Here is a 20,353-nt window from a genome sequence, read left to right as displayed (position 1 = left end):
GGTGGAGATCGTCGTACGTCCGGCGGCCGACCCCGCTCAGGCTGTGGGGTGACGCCTCGGACGGGTCCCGCTGCCTAGCCTCACCGGTATGAATCACCTGCCTCGCGCCGCCGCCGCTTTACTCGGACTCTCCCTCGCCCTGCTCGGCACGGGCGCCGCCCACGCCGCCCCCGCCACGCCGGTGGCCCCGGCCGCCGAGACCGCCCGCGTACGCCTCGAACTGCCGCCGCCCACCGGCGCGTACGTGGTCGGGCGTGACACCCTGCACCTCGTCGACAAGAGCCGCCCCGACCCCTGGGTCCCCGAGGCCGGGGGACGCGAGCTGATGGTGTCGATGTACTACCCGGCTCGGCCCGGTGGCGGCCGGACGGCCCCCTACATGACCGCCGCCGAAGCCCAGGCCTTCATCGACGACCGGGGGCTGACCGACGCCGTGCCCGCCAGGACGCTCAGCGGCACCCGCACCAACGCCCGCCCCGCCGCCGCTCCCGTACGCGGGAAGTTCCCGCTCGTGGTGCTGTCACCCGGCTTCACCGTGAACCGCTCCACCCTGACCATCCTGGCGGAGGAGCTGGCGAGCCAGGGGTACGTCGTCGCCACCGTCGACCACGCCTACGAGTCGGCCGGCACCGCCTTCCCCGGCGGACGCCTCCTGGACTGCGTCGCCTGCGACAAGATCAAGCCGGGCGGGTACGGCGTGGTGCCCAAGGGGCGGGCGAAGGACGTGTCCTTCCTCCTCGACCGGCTGCTCGCCGACAAGCACCCCGCCTGGCGGCACGCCCGCGTGATCGACCGGAAGCGGATCGGCATGGCCGGCCACTCCATCGGTGGCGCCTCCGCCGCGACGACCATGGCGGGTGACGACCGGGTGCGCGCCGGGGCCGACATGGACGGTTCCTTCATGGAGCCGGTGCCCGCGGAGGGCCTGGGAGGGCGCCCGTTCATGATGCTGGGCACGGGCGACGACGACCCCTCCTGGATACGCGACTGGCCGCTCCTGGACGGCTGGAAGCGCTGGATCAGCGTCACCGGCTCGGGCCACTTCACGTTCACGGACGTGCCCGTGCTCGCCGACCAGTTGGGCCTGCTGCCCCCGGACGAGCCCCTGTCGGGCAAGCGGTCGCAGGAGATCACGCGGGCGTACGTCACGGCCTTCTTCGACCTGCACCTGAAGGGCGTGGACCGGAACCTACTGGACGGCCCGACCGCCGAGCACCCGGAGGTGGTCTTTCACCACCAGGAAGGCTGACCAGGCGGAGGGGGAGAGGGCCAGGGCGGGGCGGGTCACGTCCTTCGAGTCACGGACGTGGACGGTGTGGGGGCAGGCGGCCACCTCGACGCAAGCTCCGCCCTGGTCGCCGCTGTAGGAGGACTTGGTCCAGGCGAAGGCGACCTCGACGCAGTCGCCACCTTGGGGGCCGCTGTAGCTGCTCTTGAACCAGCCGAGGTCGGTGCTCATAGCTCTCGTGCCACCTCTTCGATGAGTTCGGCGGAGTCCTCCGGGGTGAGGGCCTGGGCTCGCAGAATGCCATACCTGGCGAACACGTCACCCAGGTCCGGCTGTTCGCTGAGAAAGTAGCGCCCGCCCTGTCCCTCGACGTACACAAGCTGACTGCGGCGCTCGGCCGTGTCCAGCAGTGTGAAAGGGCCATCGATTCCAGCATGGGTGCGCCGGTCCTCCGGCATCACCTGGATCTCGACATTCCGTAGCCGCGCGATGTCGAGGATGTGCAAAAGGTTCCTTTTAAGGACGGGTGGGCCGCCAAGCGGCCGGGTTAGCACCGCCTTCTCCAGCACGAAGCTGACGAGAGGCATGGGCTTGCGGTGGAACAGCGCTTGTCGCGCCAGGCGGGCCGTGACGCCTGCCTCGATCTCATCGCTGTCCAGTGGCGGGCAGGCGCAGCCGAAGACCGCGCGAGCGTATGGCTCGATCTGCAACAGCCCGGGGATGACGTGGTTCTCGTATTTGTGGATAGCCGCCGCCCGCGCCTCCTCCTCCAAGTAGTCCTCGAACCACGCCGCCACCCCGCTCGCCCTCACCTCCTCCGCAACCTCCACCAGTGCACCCTGTGCACCCAGCAGCTCGTCCGCCACGTCCACGAAGTTGCCCCTCGGGCGACGCTCGCCGCGCTCGATCATGGCCACCTGGGACTTGGAGTAACCGGTCTCCCGGCCCAGCGCCTCCTGGGAGACCTTCGCTCGCTCGCGGTGGAACCGCAGCAGCCTTCCGAACGCCTTCGCGGCGCCGGGACTGCCGTTGTTTCCGATGTTCACGCCCGCCCTCCCGAGGTGCACAGACCAGCACAGAAGCCCTGTGGTGCTGGTCACAGTAGGGCCGGACCGCGAAGCTGGCCGCATGAATCCGCGCAACTCACCCAACGGGGTTCCGTCCTGGATCCCCGCCTCCGGGCACGCCCTGCGGCATGCCGGCATCCACTTCGACGCCGTTCGCGTCACGGGGGTGCTCGGCGAGGAAGTGGCCTACCGGCTCATGGAGTTCACGGACTTCCGGGCCGGGCCGATCGTCCGGGAGCTGACCGGCGAGCAGAACGTGTACTTCCTGCTGCCGCCGCAGACGGCGGCGGCGTACGCGTGGCCGGCGGGGGCGCGGGCGCTGAGCCGGAGCGGGCGGGGCGCCGCGTTCGTGGGCATCCCCGCGCTCGACGGGCTGACGTGGCCGCTGGACTGGCGGTCGCGGCCCACGGCGGACGTGCCGTTCGTGGAGCCGGGCCTGCTGCACGAGATGGTCGGCCGTGCGGTGCGGTGAGCTGGGAACACGCGATCGCGGATCGCCTGGGCTCCCGTCTTGCACGTCGCCGCCACGCCAACGGGCCTGAGCAGACGCCGCAATGGAGGAAGACCCCTTGATGCCCTTGGTCTGAGGGGGCCTCCTAAGATGACCGAAGCCGCAGGGCCGGACAAGCAGACGTAATACGGGTGACCGCATGCGGCAGCGGCCACGAACCAAAGTAGGCCATCACCACGGGGGGATCGATGGGCTGGGACGAGTGGGAACAGATCAAGGCTGACGTAGCGGCCCGTTCCGAGACGCATATGCAGGTGAACGCCGCGGGTGCAGCGGCCGGACCACCTGATCTCAAAACCAATGCGCACGGCAAGGGCGGGGCGGTCAAAGCGCTGGTGGAGCTGATACGTCCCGGGCTGGACAAGGCGGGCACCCATGCCGATGAGACGACGGATGCGGCGGAGCGCGCCTTCAGCGGCTGGGCGACCGGCTCCGGCCTGGCGGACGCACACGAAGAGTGGGCCCTACAGGTCAAGAACCTGAAGGCGCGCCTCGCGGGGGACCAGGCGGCTCTGAGCAGCACACGCAGGGACTTCCAGTACGTTGACCACGGTGTGTACAGCGGGCTCGCAGGCATCGACGTCCCGACACCGGATCCACGCCGGGATGCCTGACCTCCACTCTCGGTCGGCTCGTACCGGTAGGCGAGCCGGGCGCCCAGCACACGGAAAGGGGTAGGCGTGCTCACCTACCAGGACGTCATGAACATCCGGCTGACGCCGCTGACGACCGCGTCCGTCTCGTGGGACGAGATGGCTGACGGCTTCGAGCGCCTGGGCGAGGCCTACGGAGACACCGTTCAATCCGTGGCGAGCGATGGGTCGTGGGTCGGTGCCAGCGCCAATGCCGCGAAGCCCCGCTTCGCTGCGACGCGGGCGCAGTTCGACGCTGCGGCGGCCGAAGCCCGGGCCATCGCGTCGATCCTCCGCGACATCTACGCGCAGTTCACCGAGCGAATACAGGCGGTCAGGCACCTGGTGGAGTCGGCGAAGGAAGCCAACATCCACATCGACGCGAACGGGCAGGCTCACGTCGACGAAAGCAAGGTCAAGGGCACCGATATCGGCGGCCTCGCAGACGCCGCTCTTCGCGCGATGCACGAAGCTTCCTGGACCGCTGCGGTGGCTTCCGCCGTCCAGGCGGTCGACGATGCGGACCAGGGCGCCAAGCTGGCCCTCCGCGACGCCGCCGGCATCAAGAGCTTCTTCGAGGAAGCGTTCGACCAGGCCCGTGGCGCGGGCCACGAGTTCAACGCGAACGCGGTCGGCGACATCGAGGTCGTCGAGGCCCGCGAGGCCAAGAAGTACGCGGACCAGATCCTGGCGGGCGAGAAGCCGGCCGACCCGGAGGAGTGGGCGCGACTGATGCGCGACAACTCCGGGGACAAGCAGTTCAGTCAGACGGTGCTGAACCATCTCGGGCCCGAGGGCACCATCAAGGTGACCAACCAGCTCAACACCTTCGCCTACGATTCGGACACGGGCAATAAGCAGCACTACCTGGGGGCGGAGCGAGGCCTCGCCAACGCGCTCGCCACCGCGACGCAGGACCCGAAGTCCCAGTTCTACAAGGATTTCCACGCCGGCATGAAGGAAGCCGGTATGAAGCGCTACGAGTGGCAGGGCGAGAAGGTCCGCGGCTACCAGTCGCTCGTCACTTTGATGCAGCACGGCGAAGGCTACTCGGACCGGTTCATGCACGACCTGGGTGACGACCTGATCGCCGCTGAGAAGGCGGACAAGGGCAACGACAACTGGGACCTGCCCAAGAGGTTCGTCACCTCGCGGGACGAGTGGTTCGCGAACGATCCCCTCGACGGCCTGCTCGGGATCATGAGCAAGGACCCGGAGGCCTCGGCAGCGTTCCTCGACCCCAAGTCGGACCCCAACCCGGAGGACAACGAGAAGCAGGGGAACGACCGGCTCGAATACCTGACGCGCAAGCGCGACTGGGACGTCGTCGACGGGAATCCCCACATGCGCAACCCGCATGACCCCGACAGCATCTGGGGCGATCCCCTCCGCAGCTACGACATCGAGGACGCGCAGGACAGGGCCGGGTTCGGCGCCGCACTCGTGGCGGGGACGACGGGCATCGACCCGAACAACTCGGGCGGAGGTTACGTCGAGCACTCGACGGCGAACAACCGGGTGTTCGAGGGTGCGCTGAACCATCTCGCCGCCGAGGGCAACGACTTCCCCCCGAGCCTGCGCACGCCCATGGCGGTGGCCATGGGCAACTACGGGGATGACGTACACGTTGCGGCAAGTGCTCACAACGATGGGGAAAGCTCTCTGGATCGCGGGCAAGTCCTGGAAGTGGCAAAGCAGATATCCCGGGACCAGTTCGCATATGGAACGCTTCAGGACAGCATAAATCGCGAGATCCTCCACGACATAAACACGGCCAAGGAAAACGATTCGGAGTCCTTGGTGAGGGCCGGTCGCACCGTGGGCTTCCTCGAAGAGGCTCGCTATCAAGGTCTCGCGATGGATGCTGGTGATGCCAAGACTAAGGCCGCCTGGGAAGCGAAGTGGGACTATCACACGTGGGGCGGCGTCGTGAACTTTATTCCGCATGTAGGCGATGCGGCGCAGAGAGGTGTTGACGCCCTCACTGCCAAGTGGCTTGAAGAAGAGGTCGCAAGGATCGACAATGGGCAGGTGCGGGACAACTTGGCGACCGGAACAGATCGAGAGGGAAGGCTTGAAGAATTGGCGATGATCTGGCGGGAACGGAATCCCGACCTGGCGGCACTTGAGAAGCCGTATATGACCGTCGACACCATCGATAATGCTGCCAACAATGGAAACGATACGGCTAAGCGCCTGGCGGGGAAGGGGGCATGATGCGCCATCGCAGGGTCGTGGCTGCTTGTGCTTCTGTGCTGCTCGTTGCCGGTTGTTCGGGGGGTGAATCGGAGTATGACTATGCGATCCCCAGCGAAGTTTGTGACGTTGCCGTCGCGCAACAGGATGTGAAGCCGCTCCTTCCTCCTGGGAAGTCCGTCAAAGAAGATTCCAGTGAAAGCCTGTCGAGACCGGGTGAGCGTAAAAGCTGCAGCATAGTGGTGGATGAAGGGGTGGATCTCACCGTTTCATTGTCTCGGCAGTGGGGAGATCTCGATATCGTAGAAGAGGCGGCCGATAAGTACATCGGCCTGAAGAGGGTCGACCTGGGTGGTGGATTCACAAGTGCGGGCGTAGGTGACGACGGTGCCGTTGCGTGGGCGGCATGCAAGCCCAAGGCGAATCAACGCCAGTACGAATTTCCGGAGACCCAGAGCGGGAGGTACGACGCTCTGGCGCTGGAAATTCGAGTTGGAAATGAGAAACCCGCTGACGTCGGGGAGTGGCGTGAGCGAATCGAGAACTTTCTTCGGGCGTACGTCCCTGGAATGGTCCAGGCCTGGTGTGCATGATGCTCGGCCCACCTGGGCGCCATCGTGGTCGCGAGAGGTGTTCCCCGCCTACGTGACGGCAGAGTCCGAGCGGCTCGGCTGTGGTCCGCTTCAGATCCGGCTGCCCGCCTCCTGACCGTCGGACCGAGTCGTCACGCGCGGGGGCGTGAGCAGGCGGGCGACCGCACGAGAGGGGTGGTGGCCGCGCAGGGATGCCGGCGACGCCTACTGATCTGGGACGGGCGCGTACGGCCCGCCCAGGCCCCACGCCTGGTGCATCGCCGTCGCGAAGGCGGCCGCGAGTTTGTGCTCGCCCGAGGGGCCGGGGTGGGTGCCGTCGTAGGTGTCGGTGGCGATGTCGTACGAGTCCGGCGTCGACGCCAGCAGCAGGGGGGAGCCGGGTTCGTCGAGGTCGGCCACCGTCTTGGCCAGCAGCTCGTTGAAGCGGGCGCACTCGGCGGCGAAGTGGGCGTCGTACTGGGCGCGTACGTTCGGGATCACCGGGAGCAGGACCGCCCGTACGCGCGGGTTGGCGGCGCGGGCCTCCGCGATGAAGGAGCGGACGTTGCCGGACGTCTGGTCGCTGTCGGTGTAGAAGCCGAGGTCTATCAGGCCCAGCGAGACCAGCAGCACGTCCGCCCGCGCGGCGGCGACCGCCTCGCGGACCAGCGGCGCCATGTGCAGCCAGCCCTCGCCCCAGCCGGAGAGGTGCCGGCGGGCGTCGGCGGGGAACGCCGGGTCGGCGTACGCGTGCGAGACGGCGGCGTCGGCGGTCGTCTCGTACAGTTCCGTGCGCGGGCCGACGATCTCGTACGGGCCGGGGAAGGCCGCTTCGAGGTGCTGCCACATCCGGTAGCGCCAGGTGTAGTCGCCGGCGCGTCCGATGGTCATGGAGTCGCCGACGAACATGAAACGCATGGGGGTCATCATCGCCGACCGGGGCGCTGGTGTGCGATGTGACCATGGACACTGGGGGCATGCGTTCGTTGCGTACGTCCCTGGGCGCGGCCCTCGCCGCGGTGCTGCTGTCCGCCGCCCCCGCCACGGCCGCGGGGGAGGACGGCGGGTTCGCCATCGAGGACCCCCGCGTCACGGAGTCGAGCGGGCTCGCGGCGAGCCGCGCCCACCCGGGGGTCTACTGGACGCACAACGACCAGGACCGGCCCCGGGTGTTCGCCGTGGACTCCAGGACAGGGAAGACCGTCGCCACCGTCACGTTCCGGGGGGTCGGCACGCCGCGCGACATGGAGGCGATCTCGGTCGGGGCGGACGGCAACGTGTACGTGGGGGACATCGGCGACAACCTCGACGGCTCCTGGGACCACGTCTGGATCTACCGCTTCCCCGAGCCGGAGCGGCTGCGGGACCAGACGGTGGAGGCCACCCAGTACACGGTGAGGTACGCCGACGGGCCGAGGAACGCCGAGGCGCTGATGGTCCACCCCACGACCGGGCGGGTCTACATCGCGTCCAAGCACGAGGACGGCGGCGGGTTGTACGAGGGCCCCGCGCGGCTGAGCGCGGGCGGCCCGAACGTCTTCCGGCGGATCGGCGAGGTGCCGTGGGTCACGGACGGGGCGTTCTCGCCGGACGGTGACGAGCTGGTGCTGCGCGGGTACTTCAGCGCGCGGGCGTACGCCTGGAAGGACGGGCGGCTCGGCGCCGAGAAGCGGCTGAGCGCGCCGATCCAGCGGCAGTCGGAGTCGGTGACGTACACGGTGGACGGCTCGGCGCTGATGTACGGCTCGGAGGGGACGAACAGCGAGGTGGCGCGGGTGCCCGTGGAGGGTGCGCGCCCCGCGCCGAGCGGCGGCGGTTCCGCCGCGCCGGGCACGAGCGGCGCGACGCCGGGGCCCCCGGGCGGGAGCGGTGACGGCGGCGGTGGCGGTGGCAACACCACGGTGGGCGTCCTCGTGCTGGCGGGGGCCGGTGCCCTGGTCCTCCTGTGGCGGCGGGGGCGGCGCCGGGGGTGAGGCCGGGGCAGGGCGCCGTCAGCCCGTGAAGTGCCGCACCGCCTCGTGCGTGAACGCCTCCACGGCCGGGGTGGCCCACCGCTTGCGGTGCCGGGCCAGCCGCACGGGGACGTCGGTGAAACGCGGACCGGGGATCCGGACGAGCCGTCCCTGGCGCAGGTGGTCCTCCACCGTCGTGAGCGGCAGCAGGGTCAGCCCCAGCCCGGCGGCCACGCAGCCGCGCGCCGCGTCCACGCTGCCGAACCGGGTCAGCCGCGGGCGCGCGCCGGGCACGGCGAGCAGCCGGCGCTCCAGCGCGTCGCTGTAGGAGCAGCCCTGCTCCAGCAGGAAGTAGCTCTCCGCCGCGAGCTCCTCCCAGGTGACCGGTCGGGTACGCGCGGCGAGCGGGTGCCCGGGGGAGCAGAGCAGGCCAAGTGGCTCACGGCCGATCGGCTCGGCGGTCAGGTCGGGGAAGTCGCCCTCCTCCTCCAGGCTCAGGGCCAGGTCCAGGTGCCCGGAGCGCAGACCCTCGACGCTCCGCGCCGTGCCGGCGGCGTGGAGGCGGACGTCGACGTCGGGGTGGCCGGTGCGCAGGGCGGCGATGACGCCCGGCAGGCGGGTGGAGCACAGCGACTCGGGGGTGCCGACGGTCACCCGCCCCCGTACGGCTCCGTCGCCGCCGGTCCCGGCCCGCAGACGGGCCACCGCGTCGAGGACGTTCCCGGCCTCCTCCAGCAGTCGCCGGCCGGACTCGGTGAGCAGCGCGCCGGAGGGGAGGCGGTCGAAGAGGCGGGTGCCGAGCTCCCGCTCCAGCGCCCGGATCTGCACGGTCACGGTGGATTGGGCCACGTGCAGTTCGGCGGCGGTGGCGGTGAAGCTGCCGGTACGGGCGAGGGTGGCGAAGGTGTGCAGCAGTCGGGTGTCCACCCTCCCAGGCTATGCGTCACGCGCATGGGACCGATCGGAATCAATCGTTGGACGCGATGGCCCGGGCGGCGCCAGCATGGACCCATGACCACCACCGAAGTGCCCCTGCGGTACACCGCCTTCACCAGCGCCCCCGAGGGCGGGAACCCCGCCGGTGTCGTACTCGACGCTTCCGGACTCGACGACGCGGCGATGCTCGCGACGGCGGCCGAACTCGGTTATTCGGAGACCGCGTTCGTCACCGAGCGCGACGAGGCGGCGCGGCGGTTCCGGGTCCGCTATTTCAGCCCGCTGGCGGAAGTGGCGTTCTGCGGCCACGCCACCATCGCCCTGGCCGTCGCGCTCGCCGAGCGGCTGGGCACCGGGGACCTCCACCTCGACACCCCGGCGGGCGGGATCCCCGTGGCCACCACGAGGGACGACTCCGGCGCGGTCCTGGCCACGCTCACCAGCGTCCCCGCCCGCAGCCGGCCCGCCGAGGGCGCCGAACTGGACGCGGCCCTGCGCGCGCTGGGCTGGTCCGCCGCCGAGCTGGACCCGGAGCTTCCCCCGCACGTGGCCTTCGGCGGCAACGACCATCTGGTGCTGGCCGCCGCCTCGCGGGAGCGCCTGGCCGGCCTGGAGTACGACTTCGACGCCCTCGGCGCGGTGATGCGGGAGCACGGGTGGACGACCGTGAACCTGGTGTGGCGCGAGTCGCCGGAGCGGTTCCACGCCCGCAATCCGTTCCCCGTCGGGGGCGTCGTGGAGGACCCGGCCACCGGAGCGGCAGCGGCGGCGCTCGGCGGCTACCTCCGCGCGCTGGGCCTGGTCACCCGGCCCATGACGATCGCGATCCGCCAGGGCGAGGACATGGGCCGCCCCAGCGACCTGCTGATCGAGGTGTCCCCGGAGGACGAGCGCACCCGGGTCACGGGCCGGGCGGTCGCGATCGCGTAGAGGGGCCGCTCACCGCCCGGCCGGTCGCCGCTCGGCGGGCTGCCGCCCCGCCGGTCACCGCCCGGCCGGTCACCGCTCCGTGGGCTGCCGCCCGGCGGCTTCCGCCACCATCGCCTCGAAGCCGCCCATCAGGGCCCGCAGGCCGAACTCGAAGTGGTCGAACTCGGTGGAGAAGGCGTCCGGGGAGAGCGCCGCCATCATCGGGTACGCGCCGGTGCGCATGGCGCGCTCGAGGAAGGGCTCCTGCCGTGTCCAGAACTCCTCGTCGCTGACACCGGTCTCCTTGGCCGCCTCGACCGTCTCGGCCTCCATGCGCACGATCCCGGTGACGAAGCTCTGGACGGCGATGATCACGGAGATGAGCTCCGGGTCCGTGAGGCCCATTCTCTTCAGGCCCGTCAGGGCGAGTTCCAGCCCCCGCAGGGCGCTGGGGCCGAGGACGGTACGGGTCTGGTTGACCTTGAGCAGCCAGGGGTGGCGGCGGTACAGGGCCAGTTCGGCGCGCGCCAGCGCGTCGACGGCGGTGCGCCAGTCGCGGGGCTCGGCCGGCTGCGGGTCGAGCATCAGACCCCGTACCCGGTCGAGCATCAGGTCCAGCAGCTCGGCCTTGCCGGGGACGTACCGGTACAGCGACATCGTGCCGACGCCCAGGTCGGCGGAGAGCCGCCGCATCGAGACGGCGTCCAGGCCCTCGGCGTCGGCGACCGCCACGGCGGCGGCGACGACACGGTCGACGGTCAGGCCGCGTTTCGGGCCCCGGGAGGGGGGTTCGCCGATTCCCCAGAGCAGTTCCAGGCTGCGGACGATGTCGCCGCTGCCGCTCGTCGCCGCCGGTCGGGCGGGTGCCTTGTCACTGCTGGTCATGGCGCCAGCGTAAATCACTGGACGAAAATTGAGTACGCTGTACGCTCGCTTGGGTACGGTGTACTCAGTTTCAGTGGGAGGGCGTCATGGACGACTGGGCGGTACGGGCCGAGGGCCTGGAGAAGCGGTACGGGGAGAAACGCGCACTGGACGGATTCGACCTTGCCGTGCGGCCCGGCACGGTGCACGGGCTCCTCGGCCCCAACGGGGCGGGCAAGACCACCGCCGTCCGCGTGCTGGCCACGCTGCGGCGCTTCGACGGCGGCCGCGCCGAGGTCGCCGGGGTCGACGTGGCCCGCGACCCGCGCCGCGTGCGGGCCCTGATCGGCCTCACCGGCCAGTACGCGGCCGTGGACGAGATCCTGACCGGCCGGCAGAACCTGGAGATGTTCGGCCGGCTGTTCCACCTCGGCGGGCGCCGGGCCCGCTCGCGCGCCGCCGAACTGCTGGAGCGGTTCGGGCTGACGGAGGCCGCCGACAAGGGCGTCGAGGGGTACAGCGGCGGCATGCGGCGCCGCCTGGACCTGGCCGCCTCGATGATCCTCGCGCCCCGCGTGCTGTTCCTGGACGAGCCGACGACCGGCCTGGACCCGCGGGGACGCGGCGAGGTGTGGGACGCGGTGCGGGACCTGGTGGCGGGCGGGACGACGGTCCTGCTGACCACGCAGTACCTGGAGGAGGCCGACAAGCTGGCCTCCCGGGTCACCGTCATCGACCGGGGCCGCGCCATCGCCGACGACACGCCCGAGGCGCTGAAGGACCGGGTCGGCGGTGACCGCATCGAGGTCGTCGCCGCCGACCCCGCCGACCTGCCGCGCGTGGCCAAGACCGTCGCCCGGGTGTGCCACGGCGAGCCGCACGTGGACGAGGAGGAGCGGCGCGTCCACGCACCGGTCGCCGACCGGGTCGTGGCGCTCACCGAGGTCGCCAGGACCCTCCAGGACGAGGGCGTCCAGGTCGAGGACATCGGGCTGCGCAGACCGAGCCTCGACGACGTGTTCCTGCGCCTGACCGGCCATTCGGCCGACGAGGAGAACAAGGAAGGAGCGGCCGCATGACCATCTCGCTGGAGCCCCTCGCCGGGCGCGGACGGGCCTACTGGGCGCTCGCCGACTGCTGGAACGTGGTGCGCCGGACGCTCACCCACTACCGGCGCAAGCCCGTCTACATCGCCTGGCAGCTCGGCTTCCCGATCCTGTCGGTGCTGCTCTACGGGTATGTCTTCGGTGGCGCGATGAAGCCGCCGGGCGGTGGTGGGGCGGACGCCTACCGGGACTTCCTGATGCCGGGCATGTTCGTGATGACGATGGCCTTCGGGTTCATCAACACCGCGACCGCCGTGGTCACCGACGCCAACAAGGGCGTCATCGACCGCTTCCGCTCCATGCCCATGGCGCCTTCCGCGGTGGTCACCGGGCGGGGCGTCACCGACGTGATCATCGCCTGCGCCGAGCTGGCCATCCTCGCGGGGACCGCGTTCGTGATGGGCTGGCGCTCGGACGGGGGCTTCCTCGGCACCGTGGCGGCCTTCGGCCTGCTGCTCCTGCTGCGCTACTGCCTGACCTGGGTCGGCATCTGGCTCGGGCTGCTGGTGCCGGACCCTGAGGCGGCGGGCGGGCTGTTCGCGGTCGCCTTCCCGCTGACCATGATCTCCAGCGTGTTCGTCCAGCCCGGCTCGATGCCCGACTGGCTGGGCACCGTCGCCGCCTGGAACCCGATCTCCTCCACGGCGGCGGCGACGCGCGAGCTGTTCGGCAACCCCGGTGCCGGGGGCGGGAGCTGGGTCGAGCAGCACGCCCTGCTGATGGCGGTGGTGTGGCCCGTGGTGATCACGGCGGTCTTCCTGCCGCTCGCGGTACGGCGCTTCCAGCGGCTGAGCCGGTAGTACGCGCCTGAGGGCGGCCGGTGGACCACGGCGGGGGCGGCCGGTGGACCACGGCGGGGCGGCCGGTGGTCCACGGCGGAGGGTGGGCCCGCGGAGGGGGTGCGGGCCCACCCGGTCCGGTTACGCCGGGCATTCCTTCCAGGCCAGGCGGTAGATCGTCTTGATGTCCCCGTCCGTGGAGTCCATCGTGATGAAGCTGTTGGTCTTCGCCGGGTCCGAGGTGCCCGCGCTGACCCGCAGCTCGGTGTTGATGTTGAAGTTCCGCTTCGCGCCGCAGGGCGCCCAGACCAGCTGGCCCCAGTCGGTCTGGTCGGTCGCCTGCCAGTTGTTGTCGTACGGGCCCCGGTACGGGTGGCTCGTCCTGGCCGTGTCCGGCGAGCCCTGGAAGTAGTAGGACGCCTTCTGTTCGGCGGTGGCGCCCGGCTCCAGCTTGGCGTAGCCCCGGTAGTCGGCGCTCGCGACGGCGTAGGTGAAGCCGCCCGGAACGTGGACGATCAGGTTGAGCTGGCAGTTCTTGCGGAAGTCGGTCGGTTTCGCGCCCACGCCCACCTGGGCGAGGTAGTCGCTGTACGTCACGGTGAAGGCGGTGTTGTCCGGGGCCACGGCGACGGCGGCCGTGCCCTGGGGGCAGCCCGAACCGTTGACGGTCGCGATCTCGATCACGATCTTGTCGGGCGGGGCCACGATGCCCGCCGAGGCGGGGGTCGGGGTGAGGGCGGTCGCCGCGAGGGCCGCGGTGGCGGCCGAGCCGGCGAACAGGGATCTGGACAGGGAGCGTCGGGACATGGGGCTCCGATCGGTTGCCGGTCGAAGTGGGGGGTCCAACCGTGGATGTCCTGGACATGCCAATCACTCGCGCGGGTGCTTCCGAGGTGCTTCGGATGGTAGGGACCGGCGACGGCACCGGATAGAGCGGTTATCGGCCGCATGCGGAAGGGCCCCGTCCCATGGCGGGATCGGGGCCCTTCACGGACGACTGCCTACAGCTTCTCGATCACGTGCTCGACGCACGCCGTCAGCGCCTCGACGTCCGCCGGGTCGATCGCCGGGTACATCGCGATCCGCAGCTGGTTGCGGCCCAGCTTGCGGTACGGCTCGGTGTCGACGATGCCGTTGGCGCGCAGCACCTCGGCGACCGCCGCCGCGTCGATCTCGTCCGAGAAGTCGATCGTGCCGATGACCTGCGAGCGCTTGGCCGGGTCGGCGACGAACGGCGTCGCGTACTTGGACTCCTCGGCCCAGCCGTACAGCGTGCGCGCGGAGGTCGCGGTGCGCCGCACCGACCAGTCGAGACCGCCCTGGCCGTTGATCCACTTCAGCTGCTCGTTCAGCAGGAACAGCGTGGACAGCGCCGGGGTGTTGTACGTCTGGTTCTTCAGCGAGTTGTCGATCGCCGTCGGCAGGGAGAAGAACTCCGGGACGTGCCGGCCGGACGCGTGGACCCGGGCGGCCCGCTCCAGCGCCGCCGGGGAGAACACACCGATCCACAGACCGCCGTCGGAGGCGAAGGACTTCTGCGGGGCGAAGTAGTACACGTCCGACTCGGTGATGTCGACCGGCAGACCGCCCGCGCCGGAGGTCGCGTCCACGAGGACCAGCGCGCCCTCGTCGGCGCCCTCGACGCGCTTGACCGGCGCGGCGACACCCGTGGAGGTCTCGTTGTGCGTGAACGCGTACACGTCGACGCCCGCCTCGGCCGCCGGGTCGGGGTGCGTACCCGGCTCGGAGGAGATGACGGTCGGCTCGGCCAGCCACGGGGCCAGCTTGGACGCCTTCGCGAACTTGGACGAGAACTCGCCGAACGACAGGTGCTGCGACTTGTTCTCGATCAGCCCGTAGGTCGCGATGTCCCAGAAGGCGGTGGAGCCGCCGTTGCCGAGGATCACCTCGTAGCCCTCGGGGAGGGAGAACAGGTCACGCATACCGGCGCGGACCTCGCCGACCAGGTTCCTGACCGGAGCCTGGCGGTGGGACGTGCCCAGGAGGGAGGTGCCGGTGACGGACAGGGCGTCCAGCGCCTCCGTACGCACCTTGGAGGGGCCCGCGCCGAAACGGCCGTCGGCGGGCTTGATGTCAGCGGGAATCCGGATCTCAGCCACGTTCGGAGCCTAGCCGCTCAGGGTCACGGCCGAAGACCGTGTCCGTCCGATGAGACACGAAATGGCAAGTTCACCGCCGGCCCGGACCCAGCCGGACGGGCAGCTCGAAGAGGTCGTTCTGCGTGACGACCGGCTTGCGGCGCAGCTCGGAGGCGGGCACCGCGAGGGCGAGGCCGGGGAAGCGCGCGTACAGCGCCGGCAGGGCCACACCCGCCTCCAGCCGGGAGAGCGCCGCCCCCGGGCAGACGTGCGGCCCGTGGCCGAAGGAGATGTGCCGGTTGGGCGAGCGGGTGATGTCGAAGACCCCGGCCGTCGGACCGTGCTGCTCCTCGTCCCGGCCGATCGCCCCGTACGACACGATCAGCGCGTCCCCCGCGGGGAGGGTCCGGTCGCCGACCCGGACGTCCTCGGTCGCGAACCGGATCAGGACGTGGGAGGTGGGGGTGGAGAACCGGAGGGTCTCCTCGACCACGGCGTCCCAGCCCGCCTCCCCGGACCGGACGAGGGCGAGCTGCTCGGGGTGGGCGGCCAGGTTGACGACGGCGTTGACGATCAGCGAGATCGTCGTCTCGTGACCGGCCGCCACCATCAGCTGGAGGGTGGAGACGATCTCCTCGTCGGTGAGGTGGTCGCCGTTCTCGGACGCGGCGATCAACGCGCTGGTGAGGTCGTCGCCCGGCTCCGCGCGGCGGGCGGCCACCACCTTCCCCATCATCTCCGCCAGCTCCCCGAGGGTCGCCACGACCTCCTCCGGCGGTGTCTGGGTGGAGAAGAACTTGTCGAACAGGACCTTCAGGCGCGGGTGGTCCGCCGGGTCGATGCCCATCAGGTCGCTGATCACGTACATCGGGAGGGGGTAGGCGAACGCGGCCTTGAGGTCCACCGTCTCGTCCGGTCCGTGCGCGGCCAGACCGTCCAGCAGGCGGTCCGTCAGCTCGGTGATCCGCCCCCGCATCAGCTCCACGCGGCGCGGGGTGAGCGCCTGCGCGACCAGCGCCCGCATCCGGCGGTGGTCCTCGCCGTCCACGGTCAGCATGGACCGGCCGGGGTTGGCCAGGCCGATCAGCGGCCAGTCCCCCGGTATCTCGCCGCGCCGCCAGGCGCCCCACACCCCGATGTCCTTGACGAGCCGTCTGTCGGTGAGCAGCGCCCGCGCCTCCGCGTGGCGCGTGACCGCCCACACCGGGACCCCGCCCGGCAGGACCACCCGGGCGAGCGGCCCGGCCGCGCGCAGGGCCGCGCTCTCGCCGTCGAGGTCGGTGACGAAGGGGTCGAGGGGGATGGGTTCTTCCTCTGCGGTGATCACGCGGTGCCTCCGAGGGCGGGGGTCGGGGTGAAGGTCACGGGCAGGTCGGTCAGGCCGCGCAGCCAGGGCGAGGGGCGCCTGGTCAGCGCGTCCGCGCCGGTCGCCAGGTCCAGGTCGGGCAGCCGGTCCAGCAGGACCTCGATCCCGGTACGGGCGATGACCTCGGCGATCTCCTGGGCGGGGAACGGGCAGCGGTGCTCGCCGTGCCCGAAGGAGAAGTGGGCGCTGTTGCCGCCGGTGAGCGCCGCGTTGTCGATGTGGACCTGCGGATCGGAGTTCGCGGCGGCCAGCCCCAGCAGGAGCAGGTCACCGGCCTTGATGTGCCGCCCGCCCAGGTGGGTGTCGCGCGACGCCCACCGGCCGGCCACGTTCTGGGTGGGCGTGTCGGCCCACAGCACCTCGTTCATCGCCTCGGCGACGCTGTGCCGGCCGCCGGAGAGGGACGCGGCGAACCGGTCGTCGGTCAGCATCAGGCGCAGGGAGTTGCCGATCCAGTCGGCCGTCGGCTGGTGCCCGGCGGCCATCATGACCATCATGTCCTGCGCCATCTCCTCGAGCGTGAACCCGGACGGGTCGGCCAGCATGCGCGAGGCCACGTCGTCACCCGGGTCGGCCTGCTTGGCGGTGAGCAGGCCGAATATCGCCTCGCCCAGGTGCCGCTGGCCGTCCAGCGCCCGCTCCCGGCCGTCGATCATGTCGTTGAGCGCGGTGACCAGCCCGGGGCCCTCCTCGTCGGGCACCCCGTAGATCTTCACCAGCACGCGGACCGGCAGCAGCATGGCGTACTGGGCGATCAGATCCGCCTCGCCCTTGCCGCAGAACGCGTCGATCAGCCCGTCCGCGAACCCCTCGGCGTACCGGCGCAGACTGAAGGCGTCGACCGATTCGAGGGCGGTCGCGATCATCCCGGCCCGCAGGCGGTGGCGTTCGCCGACCGTGTAGAGGATCGACGGCTGCTTGCGGCCGATCATCGGCAGGAGCGGCCAGTCGTCGGGGACGCGGTCCCACTGGTTCCACAGGTCGGAGTCCCGGCTGAAGAGCACCGGGTCGCCGGTGACCTGGTGCAGCTCGCGGTAGTCGAGCACCAGCCAGGCCGGGACGTCCCCGTCGAGGAGGACCGGGGCGACGGCTCCGTGCTCACGCCGGATCTCCCGGTACAACTGGGCGGGTTCGGTCTGGAACCGGGGCCCGGACAGGGGCACGGGGGCGGTCATGTTCTGGTCTCCCGGGGGGCGTGCAGGTGTTGGAGGTGGGTGACGAGGGTGATCAGTACGTACTTGCTGGACGAGCGGTCGCGGGCGTCGCACTCGACCAGCGGTACGTGGTCGGCGAGGTCGAGCGCCTCGCGGATCTCCTGCTCGGTGTGGGCCGGGCCGCCGAAGTCGTTGCAGGCGACGATGAACGGCATGCCGTGGTGCTCCAGGCGGTCGATCGCGTACCAGGAGTCGGCGAGGCGGCGGGTGTCGACGAGGACGACCGCGCCGAGGGTGCCGGAGAAGAGGCGGTCCCACAGGAACCAGAAGCGTTCCTGGCCGGGGGCGCCGAAGAGGTACAGGACGTTGTGCGCGTCGAGCGTGATGCGGCCGAAGTCGAAGGCGACGGTGGTGGACGTCTTGGTGTGGATCTGGGCGACGTCGTCGACGGCCTCGCCCGCGCGGGTCATCGTCTCCTCGGTGTTGAGGGGACGGATCTCGCTGACCGAGCGGACGAGGGTGGTCTTGCCGACACCGAAACCGCCGACGATGACGATCTTCAGACCGTTGTCGGCGGTGCTGGTGAGCGGTGTCCGTTCAGAGGTTGCGGAGTCCAACGAGCACCTGCTCCAGGAGGTCGGGGTCGGGAAGGCTGTAGGTACCGGACCCGTCGGCCGGTCCGGCCGTACGGGGGTGGCGGGCGCTGATCCGGCCCGTACCGAGCAGGTCGGCGAGGAGGATCCGCACGATGCCGACGGGCAGCGCGAGTTCGGCCGCCACCTCGACGACCGCGGTGGGGCGGCGGCACATGCGGAGGATCGCGGCGTGCTCGGACTGCATGCCGGGCGCCGGGTCCGACTCCGCCACCACCAGGGTCACCAGGTCGAAAGGCGCGTCCGGGGCGGAACGGGTGCGGCCACCGGTGAGGGTGTACAACCGGTCCGGGGACTCGTCCCTGTGGTTGATCGGAGTCACGGTGTGCGGGGTTCGGCGTGCAGGTGCTCGCCGAGCTGCTCGACGAGTTCGCTCATGTTGTGCCCCACCAGGCCGACGTCGGAGTCCTCCGCGGCGACCACCGCGAGATGGGCGCCCTCGCCGGCCTCGACGATGAGCAGGACACCGCCGTAGAACTCGGCCATCGCCGACCGCACGCCGCCGGTCCCGTCGCCGAACTCCATGGACGCCCCGTGGGACAGGCTCTGGATGCCGGCGGCTATGGCGGCCAGCTGGTCGGCCTGGTCGACGGAGAGCTCCGGCGTGCGGCACAGCTTGAGGCCGTCCCGGGACAGGACGAGCGCGTGACGGGCTCCGGGCGTGCGCTGGAGGAGGTTGTCCAGCAGCCAGTTGAGCTTTTCGTCGGTGGTGGTACCGGTGGTCATCGAGGGGTGCCTTCCGTGGTGGTGCGTACCGCTTGGCGGAAGCTGCTGAAACGGGCCGCCGACCGGGTCCGCGACGCGGGATCGGTGTGCTCGGCGGGGGTGGTGGGGGTGCCTTCGGGGTGGGCGGCGGCGAGGGTCTGGCCGCGGCGGCGCTTGGGGAGGCCGCCGGGCGAGCGCGTCGCGGCGGCTTCGGAGGTGGTGGTGGCGGGGCGCTCGTGGACCTCGTGGGGTTCTTCCTGGAGCCGGTCGGTCTCGTGGGGCCTCCGCGCCCCGTACGTCTCCTGGTCCTGGTGCGTCTCCCGCGTCTCGTCGGCCCTCCGGGGTGCGGGGGGCGGCGGGATCTCCCGGGGCGCCGCGGGCGCGGGCGCGCTCTCGCGGCGGGTGCGGGCGATCAGTTCGTGCGGGATCATCATCAGCGCGCCGGTGCCGCCCCGGGCCGACGGGCGGAAGGACACGGTCAGGCCGTGCTTGCGGGCCAGCCGTCCGACGACGGCGAGGCCCAGGCGGGTGCCCGACAGGCCGGTCAGGTCGGTCCCCCCGGACGGGTCCACGGCCCGCTCGGCACGGCGCAGCTGGACGTCGCTCATCACCAGGCCGCTGTCCTCGACGGTGACGACGAGTCCGGCGGGGACCTCCTCGACGTACACATGGACCTCGGCGGTGGGCGGCGAGAAGTTGGCCGCGTTGTCGAGGAGTTCGGCCAGCGCGTGCATGACGCCCTCGGCGGCGTGACCGGCGATCGCGGCGTCGCTGGTGGTGTGGAGCCGCACGCGCTGGTAGCCGCCGATGCGGCCCATGGCGCCGCGCAGGATGGACTCCACCACGATCGGCTTCGCCCAGCGGCGGCCCGAGCGGGCGCCGGTGAGGACGGCGATGGAGTCGGCGAGGCGGCCCGCCTGGGCGGTGCGGTGGTCGAGGTGGAGAAGGTCGGTGAGGACGTCCTCGTCCGCGTGCCGGTGCTCCATCTCGCGGAGGTCGGCGAGCATGCTCGTGGCCAGTGCCTGCATACGGCCGGCCGCGTTGGCGCAGGCGGCCACGGCGGCGGCCCGGCTGGTCTCGCTGCGCGCCGCCTCGGCGCGGGCGCGGCCGGCCTCCGCGCGGGCTTCGGCGGCGACCCGGTCGGCCTCGGCGCGGGCTTCGGCGGCGACCCGGTCGGCTTCGGCGCGGGCCTCCGCCCCGGCGCGGGCGGCGGTCGCGCGGGCCTCGGCCACGGCACGGTCGGCGTCCGCCTTGGTCCGGGCGGTCTCCGCGCGGGCCTCGGCGAGCGTCCGGGCGGTGTCGGCGGCGCGGCGGGCGGCCTCGGTGGTGAGCGCGCCGGTCCGGTCGCGCAGCCGGCGGGCGGTGTCGAGGGCGTACGCGGCGGTGGTGAGCGCGGCGGTCAGCAGCACGGCGGCCACGGCCGAGCCCCATGCGAGCGGAGTCCGTACGGAGTCGGGAGCGACGGTCACCGCTCCCGCGCACAGGAGGCCGGTGACGGCCGCCGAGATCAGCAGGGTCGGCACGGCCGGCCGGTGGGAGGGGCGCAAATCGTCAGTCCTCTGGGCGTGGGGGCAGCTGGAGCCGTCAATTCCCGAACAATTCCGGGTCACTATAAGAGAATTGG

At 71.2% G+C, this 20,353-nt stretch carries 22 protein-coding genes; 9 read left to right on the top strand and 13 right to left on the bottom strand.

All coding sequences use genetic code 11. The features are described 5' to 3' along the window. The first annotated feature begins 88 nt into the window (after nucleotides 1-88). On the top strand, nucleotides 89-1,249 hold the full coding sequence (locus tag ABD347_RS06305; protein WP_344357441.1) for an alpha/beta hydrolase family protein: 1,161 nt from the start codon (nucleotides 89-91) through the stop codon (nucleotides 1,247-1,249). Here ABD347_RS06305 and ABD347_RS06300 read toward each other — a convergent pair. Then, nucleotides 1,190-1,459, bottom strand: a complete 270-nt coding sequence (locus tag ABD347_RS06300) for a DUF397 domain-containing protein (protein ID WP_344357438.1) — start codon at nucleotides 1,457-1,459, stop codon at nucleotides 1,190-1,192. The genes ABD347_RS06305 and ABD347_RS06300 overlap by 60 nt on opposite strands. Further along, on the bottom strand, nucleotides 1,456-2,274 hold the full coding sequence (locus ABD347_RS06295) for a helix-turn-helix domain-containing protein (protein ID WP_344357435.1): 819 nt from the start codon (nucleotides 2,272-2,274) through the stop codon (nucleotides 1,456-1,458). Before ABD347_RS06295 ends, ABD347_RS06300 begins: the two co-directional genes overlap by 4 nt. An 82-nt stretch (nucleotides 2,275-2,356) precedes the next feature. Here ABD347_RS06295 and ABD347_RS06290 point away from each other — a divergent pair, with 82 nt between their 5' ends. The 4 genes from ABD347_RS06290 (at nucleotide 2,357) to ABD347_RS06275 (ending at nucleotide 6,227) form a co-directional block, all read left to right on the top strand. Then, nucleotides 2,357-2,767 (top strand): hypothetical protein, encoded by a 411-nt coding sequence (locus ABD347_RS06290; protein ID WP_344357433.1) that lies wholly within the window; start codon nucleotides 2,357-2,359, stop codon nucleotides 2,765-2,767. 227 nt (nucleotides 2,768-2,994) lie between these two features. Then, the gene (locus tag ABD347_RS06285) at nucleotides 2,995-3,420 is read left to right on the top strand and encodes a hypothetical protein (RefSeq protein WP_344357430.1); all 426 of its coding nucleotides are present in this window, start codon (nucleotides 2,995-2,997) and stop codon (nucleotides 3,418-3,420) included. 66 nt (nucleotides 3,421-3,486) lie between these two features. Next, nucleotides 3,487-5,655 carry a hypothetical protein gene (locus tag ABD347_RS06280; protein WP_344357427.1) on the top strand — a complete coding sequence of 723 codons (2,169 nt, stop codon included), beginning with the start codon at nucleotides 3,487-3,489 and terminating at the stop codon, nucleotides 5,653-5,655. Beyond that, complete coding sequence (locus ABD347_RS06275) at nucleotides 5,652-6,227, top strand: hypothetical protein (RefSeq protein WP_344357424.1); 576 nt, start codon at nucleotides 5,652-5,654, stop codon at nucleotides 6,225-6,227. The genes ABD347_RS06280 and ABD347_RS06275 overlap by 4 nt, the downstream gene beginning before the upstream one ends. Before the next feature lie 204 nt (nucleotides 6,228-6,431). Here the strand turns inward: ABD347_RS06275 and ABD347_RS06270 are convergent, their stop codons facing one another. After that, the gene (locus ABD347_RS06270) at nucleotides 6,432-7,124 is read right to left on the bottom strand and encodes a GDSL-type esterase/lipase family protein (RefSeq protein ID WP_344357422.1); all 693 of its coding nucleotides are present in this window, start codon (nucleotides 7,122-7,124) and stop codon (nucleotides 6,432-6,434) included. Between the two features lie 59 nt (nucleotides 7,125-7,183). Between ABD347_RS06270 and ABD347_RS06265 the strand changes: the two genes are divergently transcribed. Further along, nucleotides 7,184-8,179: a WD40 repeat domain-containing protein gene (locus tag ABD347_RS06265; RefSeq protein WP_344357419.1), complete on the top strand. Its 996-nt coding sequence runs from the start codon at nucleotides 7,184-7,186 to the stop codon at nucleotides 8,177-8,179. Nucleotides 8,180-8,197: 18 nt separating this feature from the next. Here ABD347_RS06265 and ABD347_RS06260 read toward each other — a convergent pair whose 3' ends face one another. After that, nucleotides 8,198-9,085, bottom strand: a complete 888-nt coding sequence (locus tag ABD347_RS06260; protein WP_344357417.1) for a LysR family transcriptional regulator — start codon at nucleotides 9,083-9,085, stop codon at nucleotides 8,198-8,200. 84 nt (nucleotides 9,086-9,169) lie between these two features. Between ABD347_RS06260 and ABD347_RS06255 the strand changes: the two genes are divergently transcribed. Further along, nucleotides 9,170-10,024, top strand: a complete 855-nt coding sequence (locus ABD347_RS06255) for a PhzF family phenazine biosynthesis isomerase (RefSeq protein WP_344357414.1) — start codon at nucleotides 9,170-9,172, stop codon at nucleotides 10,022-10,024. A 69-nt stretch (nucleotides 10,025-10,093) separates the two neighbouring features. Here ABD347_RS06255 and ABD347_RS06250 read toward each other — a convergent pair whose 3' ends face one another. Further along, nucleotides 10,094-10,888, bottom strand: coding sequence for a TetR/AcrR family transcriptional regulator C-terminal domain-containing protein (locus ABD347_RS06250; protein WP_344357412.1), 795 nt, complete (start codon nucleotides 10,886-10,888; stop codon nucleotides 10,094-10,096). 86 nt (nucleotides 10,889-10,974) lie between these two features. On the opposite strand from ABD347_RS06250, the gene ABD347_RS06245 reads away from it, so the two are divergent. Next, nucleotides 10,975-11,946 carry an ATP-binding cassette domain-containing protein gene (locus tag ABD347_RS06245; protein WP_344357409.1) on the top strand — a complete coding sequence of 324 codons (972 nt, stop codon included), beginning with the start codon at nucleotides 10,975-10,977 and terminating at the stop codon, nucleotides 11,944-11,946. Beyond that, nucleotides 11,943-12,773: an ABC transporter permease gene (locus tag ABD347_RS06240; RefSeq protein WP_344357406.1), complete on the top strand. Its 831-nt coding sequence runs from the start codon at nucleotides 11,943-11,945 to the stop codon at nucleotides 12,771-12,773. The genes ABD347_RS06245 and ABD347_RS06240 overlap by 4 nt, the downstream gene beginning before the upstream one ends. A gap of 120 nt (nucleotides 12,774-12,893) precedes the next feature. Here ABD347_RS06240 and ABD347_RS06235 read toward each other — a convergent pair whose 3' ends face one another. From ABD347_RS06235 to ABD347_RS06200, 8 genes are all read right to left on the bottom strand, one after another. Further along, nucleotides 12,894-13,559, bottom strand: coding sequence for a DUF4360 domain-containing protein (locus ABD347_RS06235; RefSeq protein WP_425575585.1), 666 nt, complete (start codon nucleotides 13,557-13,559; stop codon nucleotides 12,894-12,896). Nucleotides 13,560-13,753: 194 nt separating this feature from the next. Further along, entirely contained in the window at nucleotides 13,754-14,872 is a 1,119-nt protein-coding gene (gene serC, locus ABD347_RS06230) for a phosphoserine transaminase (protein WP_344357404.1), read from the bottom strand. A gap of 70 nt (nucleotides 14,873-14,942) precedes the next feature. Further along, nucleotides 14,943-16,178, bottom strand: a complete 1,236-nt coding sequence (locus ABD347_RS06225) for a cytochrome P450 family protein (RefSeq protein WP_344357402.1) — start codon at nucleotides 16,176-16,178, stop codon at nucleotides 14,943-14,945. Beyond that, complete coding sequence (locus tag ABD347_RS06220) at nucleotides 16,175-17,392, bottom strand: cytochrome P450 (protein ID WP_344357400.1); 1,218 nt, start codon at nucleotides 17,390-17,392, stop codon at nucleotides 16,175-16,177. Before ABD347_RS06220 ends, ABD347_RS06225 begins: the two co-directional genes overlap by 4 nt. Further along, on the bottom strand, nucleotides 17,389-17,988 hold the full coding sequence (locus ABD347_RS06215; protein ID WP_344357399.1) for a GTP-binding protein: 600 nt from the start codon (nucleotides 17,986-17,988) through the stop codon (nucleotides 17,389-17,391). The genes ABD347_RS06220 and ABD347_RS06215 overlap by 4 nt, the downstream gene beginning before the upstream one ends. Then, nucleotides 17,969-18,346: a DUF742 domain-containing protein gene (locus ABD347_RS06210; protein ID WP_344357397.1), complete on the bottom strand. Its 378-nt coding sequence runs from the start codon at nucleotides 18,344-18,346 to the stop codon at nucleotides 17,969-17,971. The genes ABD347_RS06215 and ABD347_RS06210 overlap by 20 nt, the downstream gene beginning before the upstream one ends. Further along, entirely contained in the window at nucleotides 18,343-18,750 is a 408-nt protein-coding gene (locus ABD347_RS06205; RefSeq protein WP_344357395.1) for a roadblock/LC7 domain-containing protein, read from the bottom strand. The genes ABD347_RS06210 and ABD347_RS06205 overlap by 4 nt, the downstream gene beginning before the upstream one ends. Next, complete coding sequence (locus ABD347_RS06200; protein ID WP_344357393.1) at nucleotides 18,747-20,276, bottom strand: sensor histidine kinase; 1,530 nt, start codon at nucleotides 20,274-20,276, stop codon at nucleotides 18,747-18,749. Before ABD347_RS06200 ends, ABD347_RS06205 begins: the two co-directional genes overlap by 4 nt. Between the last annotated feature and the right edge of the window lie 77 nt (nucleotides 20,277-20,353).

It is taken from the genome of Streptomyces gobitricini (assembly GCF_039532985.1).
In the GTDB taxonomy this organism is placed as follows: domain Bacteria; phylum Actinomycetota; class Actinomycetes; order Streptomycetales; family Streptomycetaceae; genus Streptomyces; species Streptomyces gobitricini.
Note: the sequence above shows the minus strand (reverse complement) of the source record. Positions and strands in the feature narration are given on the sequence as shown.

Excerpts from the sequence above, each read along its gene's own strand:
- ABD347_RS06305 (WP_344357441.1), top strand. The coding sequence starts at position 89 with ATGAATCACCTGCCTCGCGCCGCCGCCGCTTTACTCGGACTCTCCCTC.
- ABD347_RS06300 (WP_344357438.1), bottom strand. The coding sequence starts at position 1,459 with ATGAGCACCGACCTCGGCTGGTTCAAGAGCAGCTACAGCGGCCCCCAA.
- ABD347_RS06290 (WP_344357433.1), top strand. The coding sequence starts at position 2,357 with ATGAATCCGCGCAACTCACCCAACGGGGTTCCGTCCTGGATCCCCGCC.
- ABD347_RS06285 (WP_344357430.1), top strand. The coding sequence starts at position 2,995 with ATGGGCTGGGACGAGTGGGAACAGATCAAGGCTGACGTAGCGGCCCGT.
- ABD347_RS06275 (WP_344357424.1), top strand. The coding sequence starts at position 5,652 with ATGATGCGCCATCGCAGGGTCGTGGCTGCTTGTGCTTCTGTGCTGCTC.
- ABD347_RS06270 (WP_344357422.1), bottom strand. The coding sequence starts at position 7,124 with ATGCGTTTCATGTTCGTCGGCGACTCCATGACCATCGGACGCGCCGGC.
- ABD347_RS06265 (WP_344357419.1), top strand. The coding sequence starts at position 7,184 with ATGCGTTCGTTGCGTACGTCCCTGGGCGCGGCCCTCGCCGCGGTGCTG.
- ABD347_RS06255 (WP_344357414.1), top strand. The coding sequence starts at position 9,170 with ATGACCACCACCGAAGTGCCCCTGCGGTACACCGCCTTCACCAGCGCC.
- ABD347_RS06250 (WP_344357412.1), bottom strand. The coding sequence starts at position 10,888 with ATGACCAGCAGTGACAAGGCACCCGCCCGACCGGCGGCGACGAGCGGC.
- ABD347_RS06245 (WP_344357409.1), top strand. The coding sequence starts at position 10,975 with ATGGACGACTGGGCGGTACGGGCCGAGGGCCTGGAGAAGCGGTACGGG.
- ABD347_RS06240 (WP_344357406.1), top strand. The coding sequence starts at position 11,943 with ATGACCATCTCGCTGGAGCCCCTCGCCGGGCGCGGACGGGCCTACTGG.
- ABD347_RS06235 (WP_425575585.1), bottom strand. The coding sequence starts at position 13,559 with ATGTCCCGACGCTCCCTGTCCAGATCCCTGTTCGCCGGCTCGGCCGCC.
- ABD347_RS06220 (WP_344357400.1), bottom strand. The coding sequence starts at position 17,392 with ATGACCGCCCCCGTGCCCCTGTCCGGGCCCCGGTTCCAGACCGAACCC.
- ABD347_RS06205 (WP_344357395.1), bottom strand. The coding sequence starts at position 18,750 with ATGACCACCGGTACCACCACCGACGAAAAGCTCAACTGGCTGCTGGAC.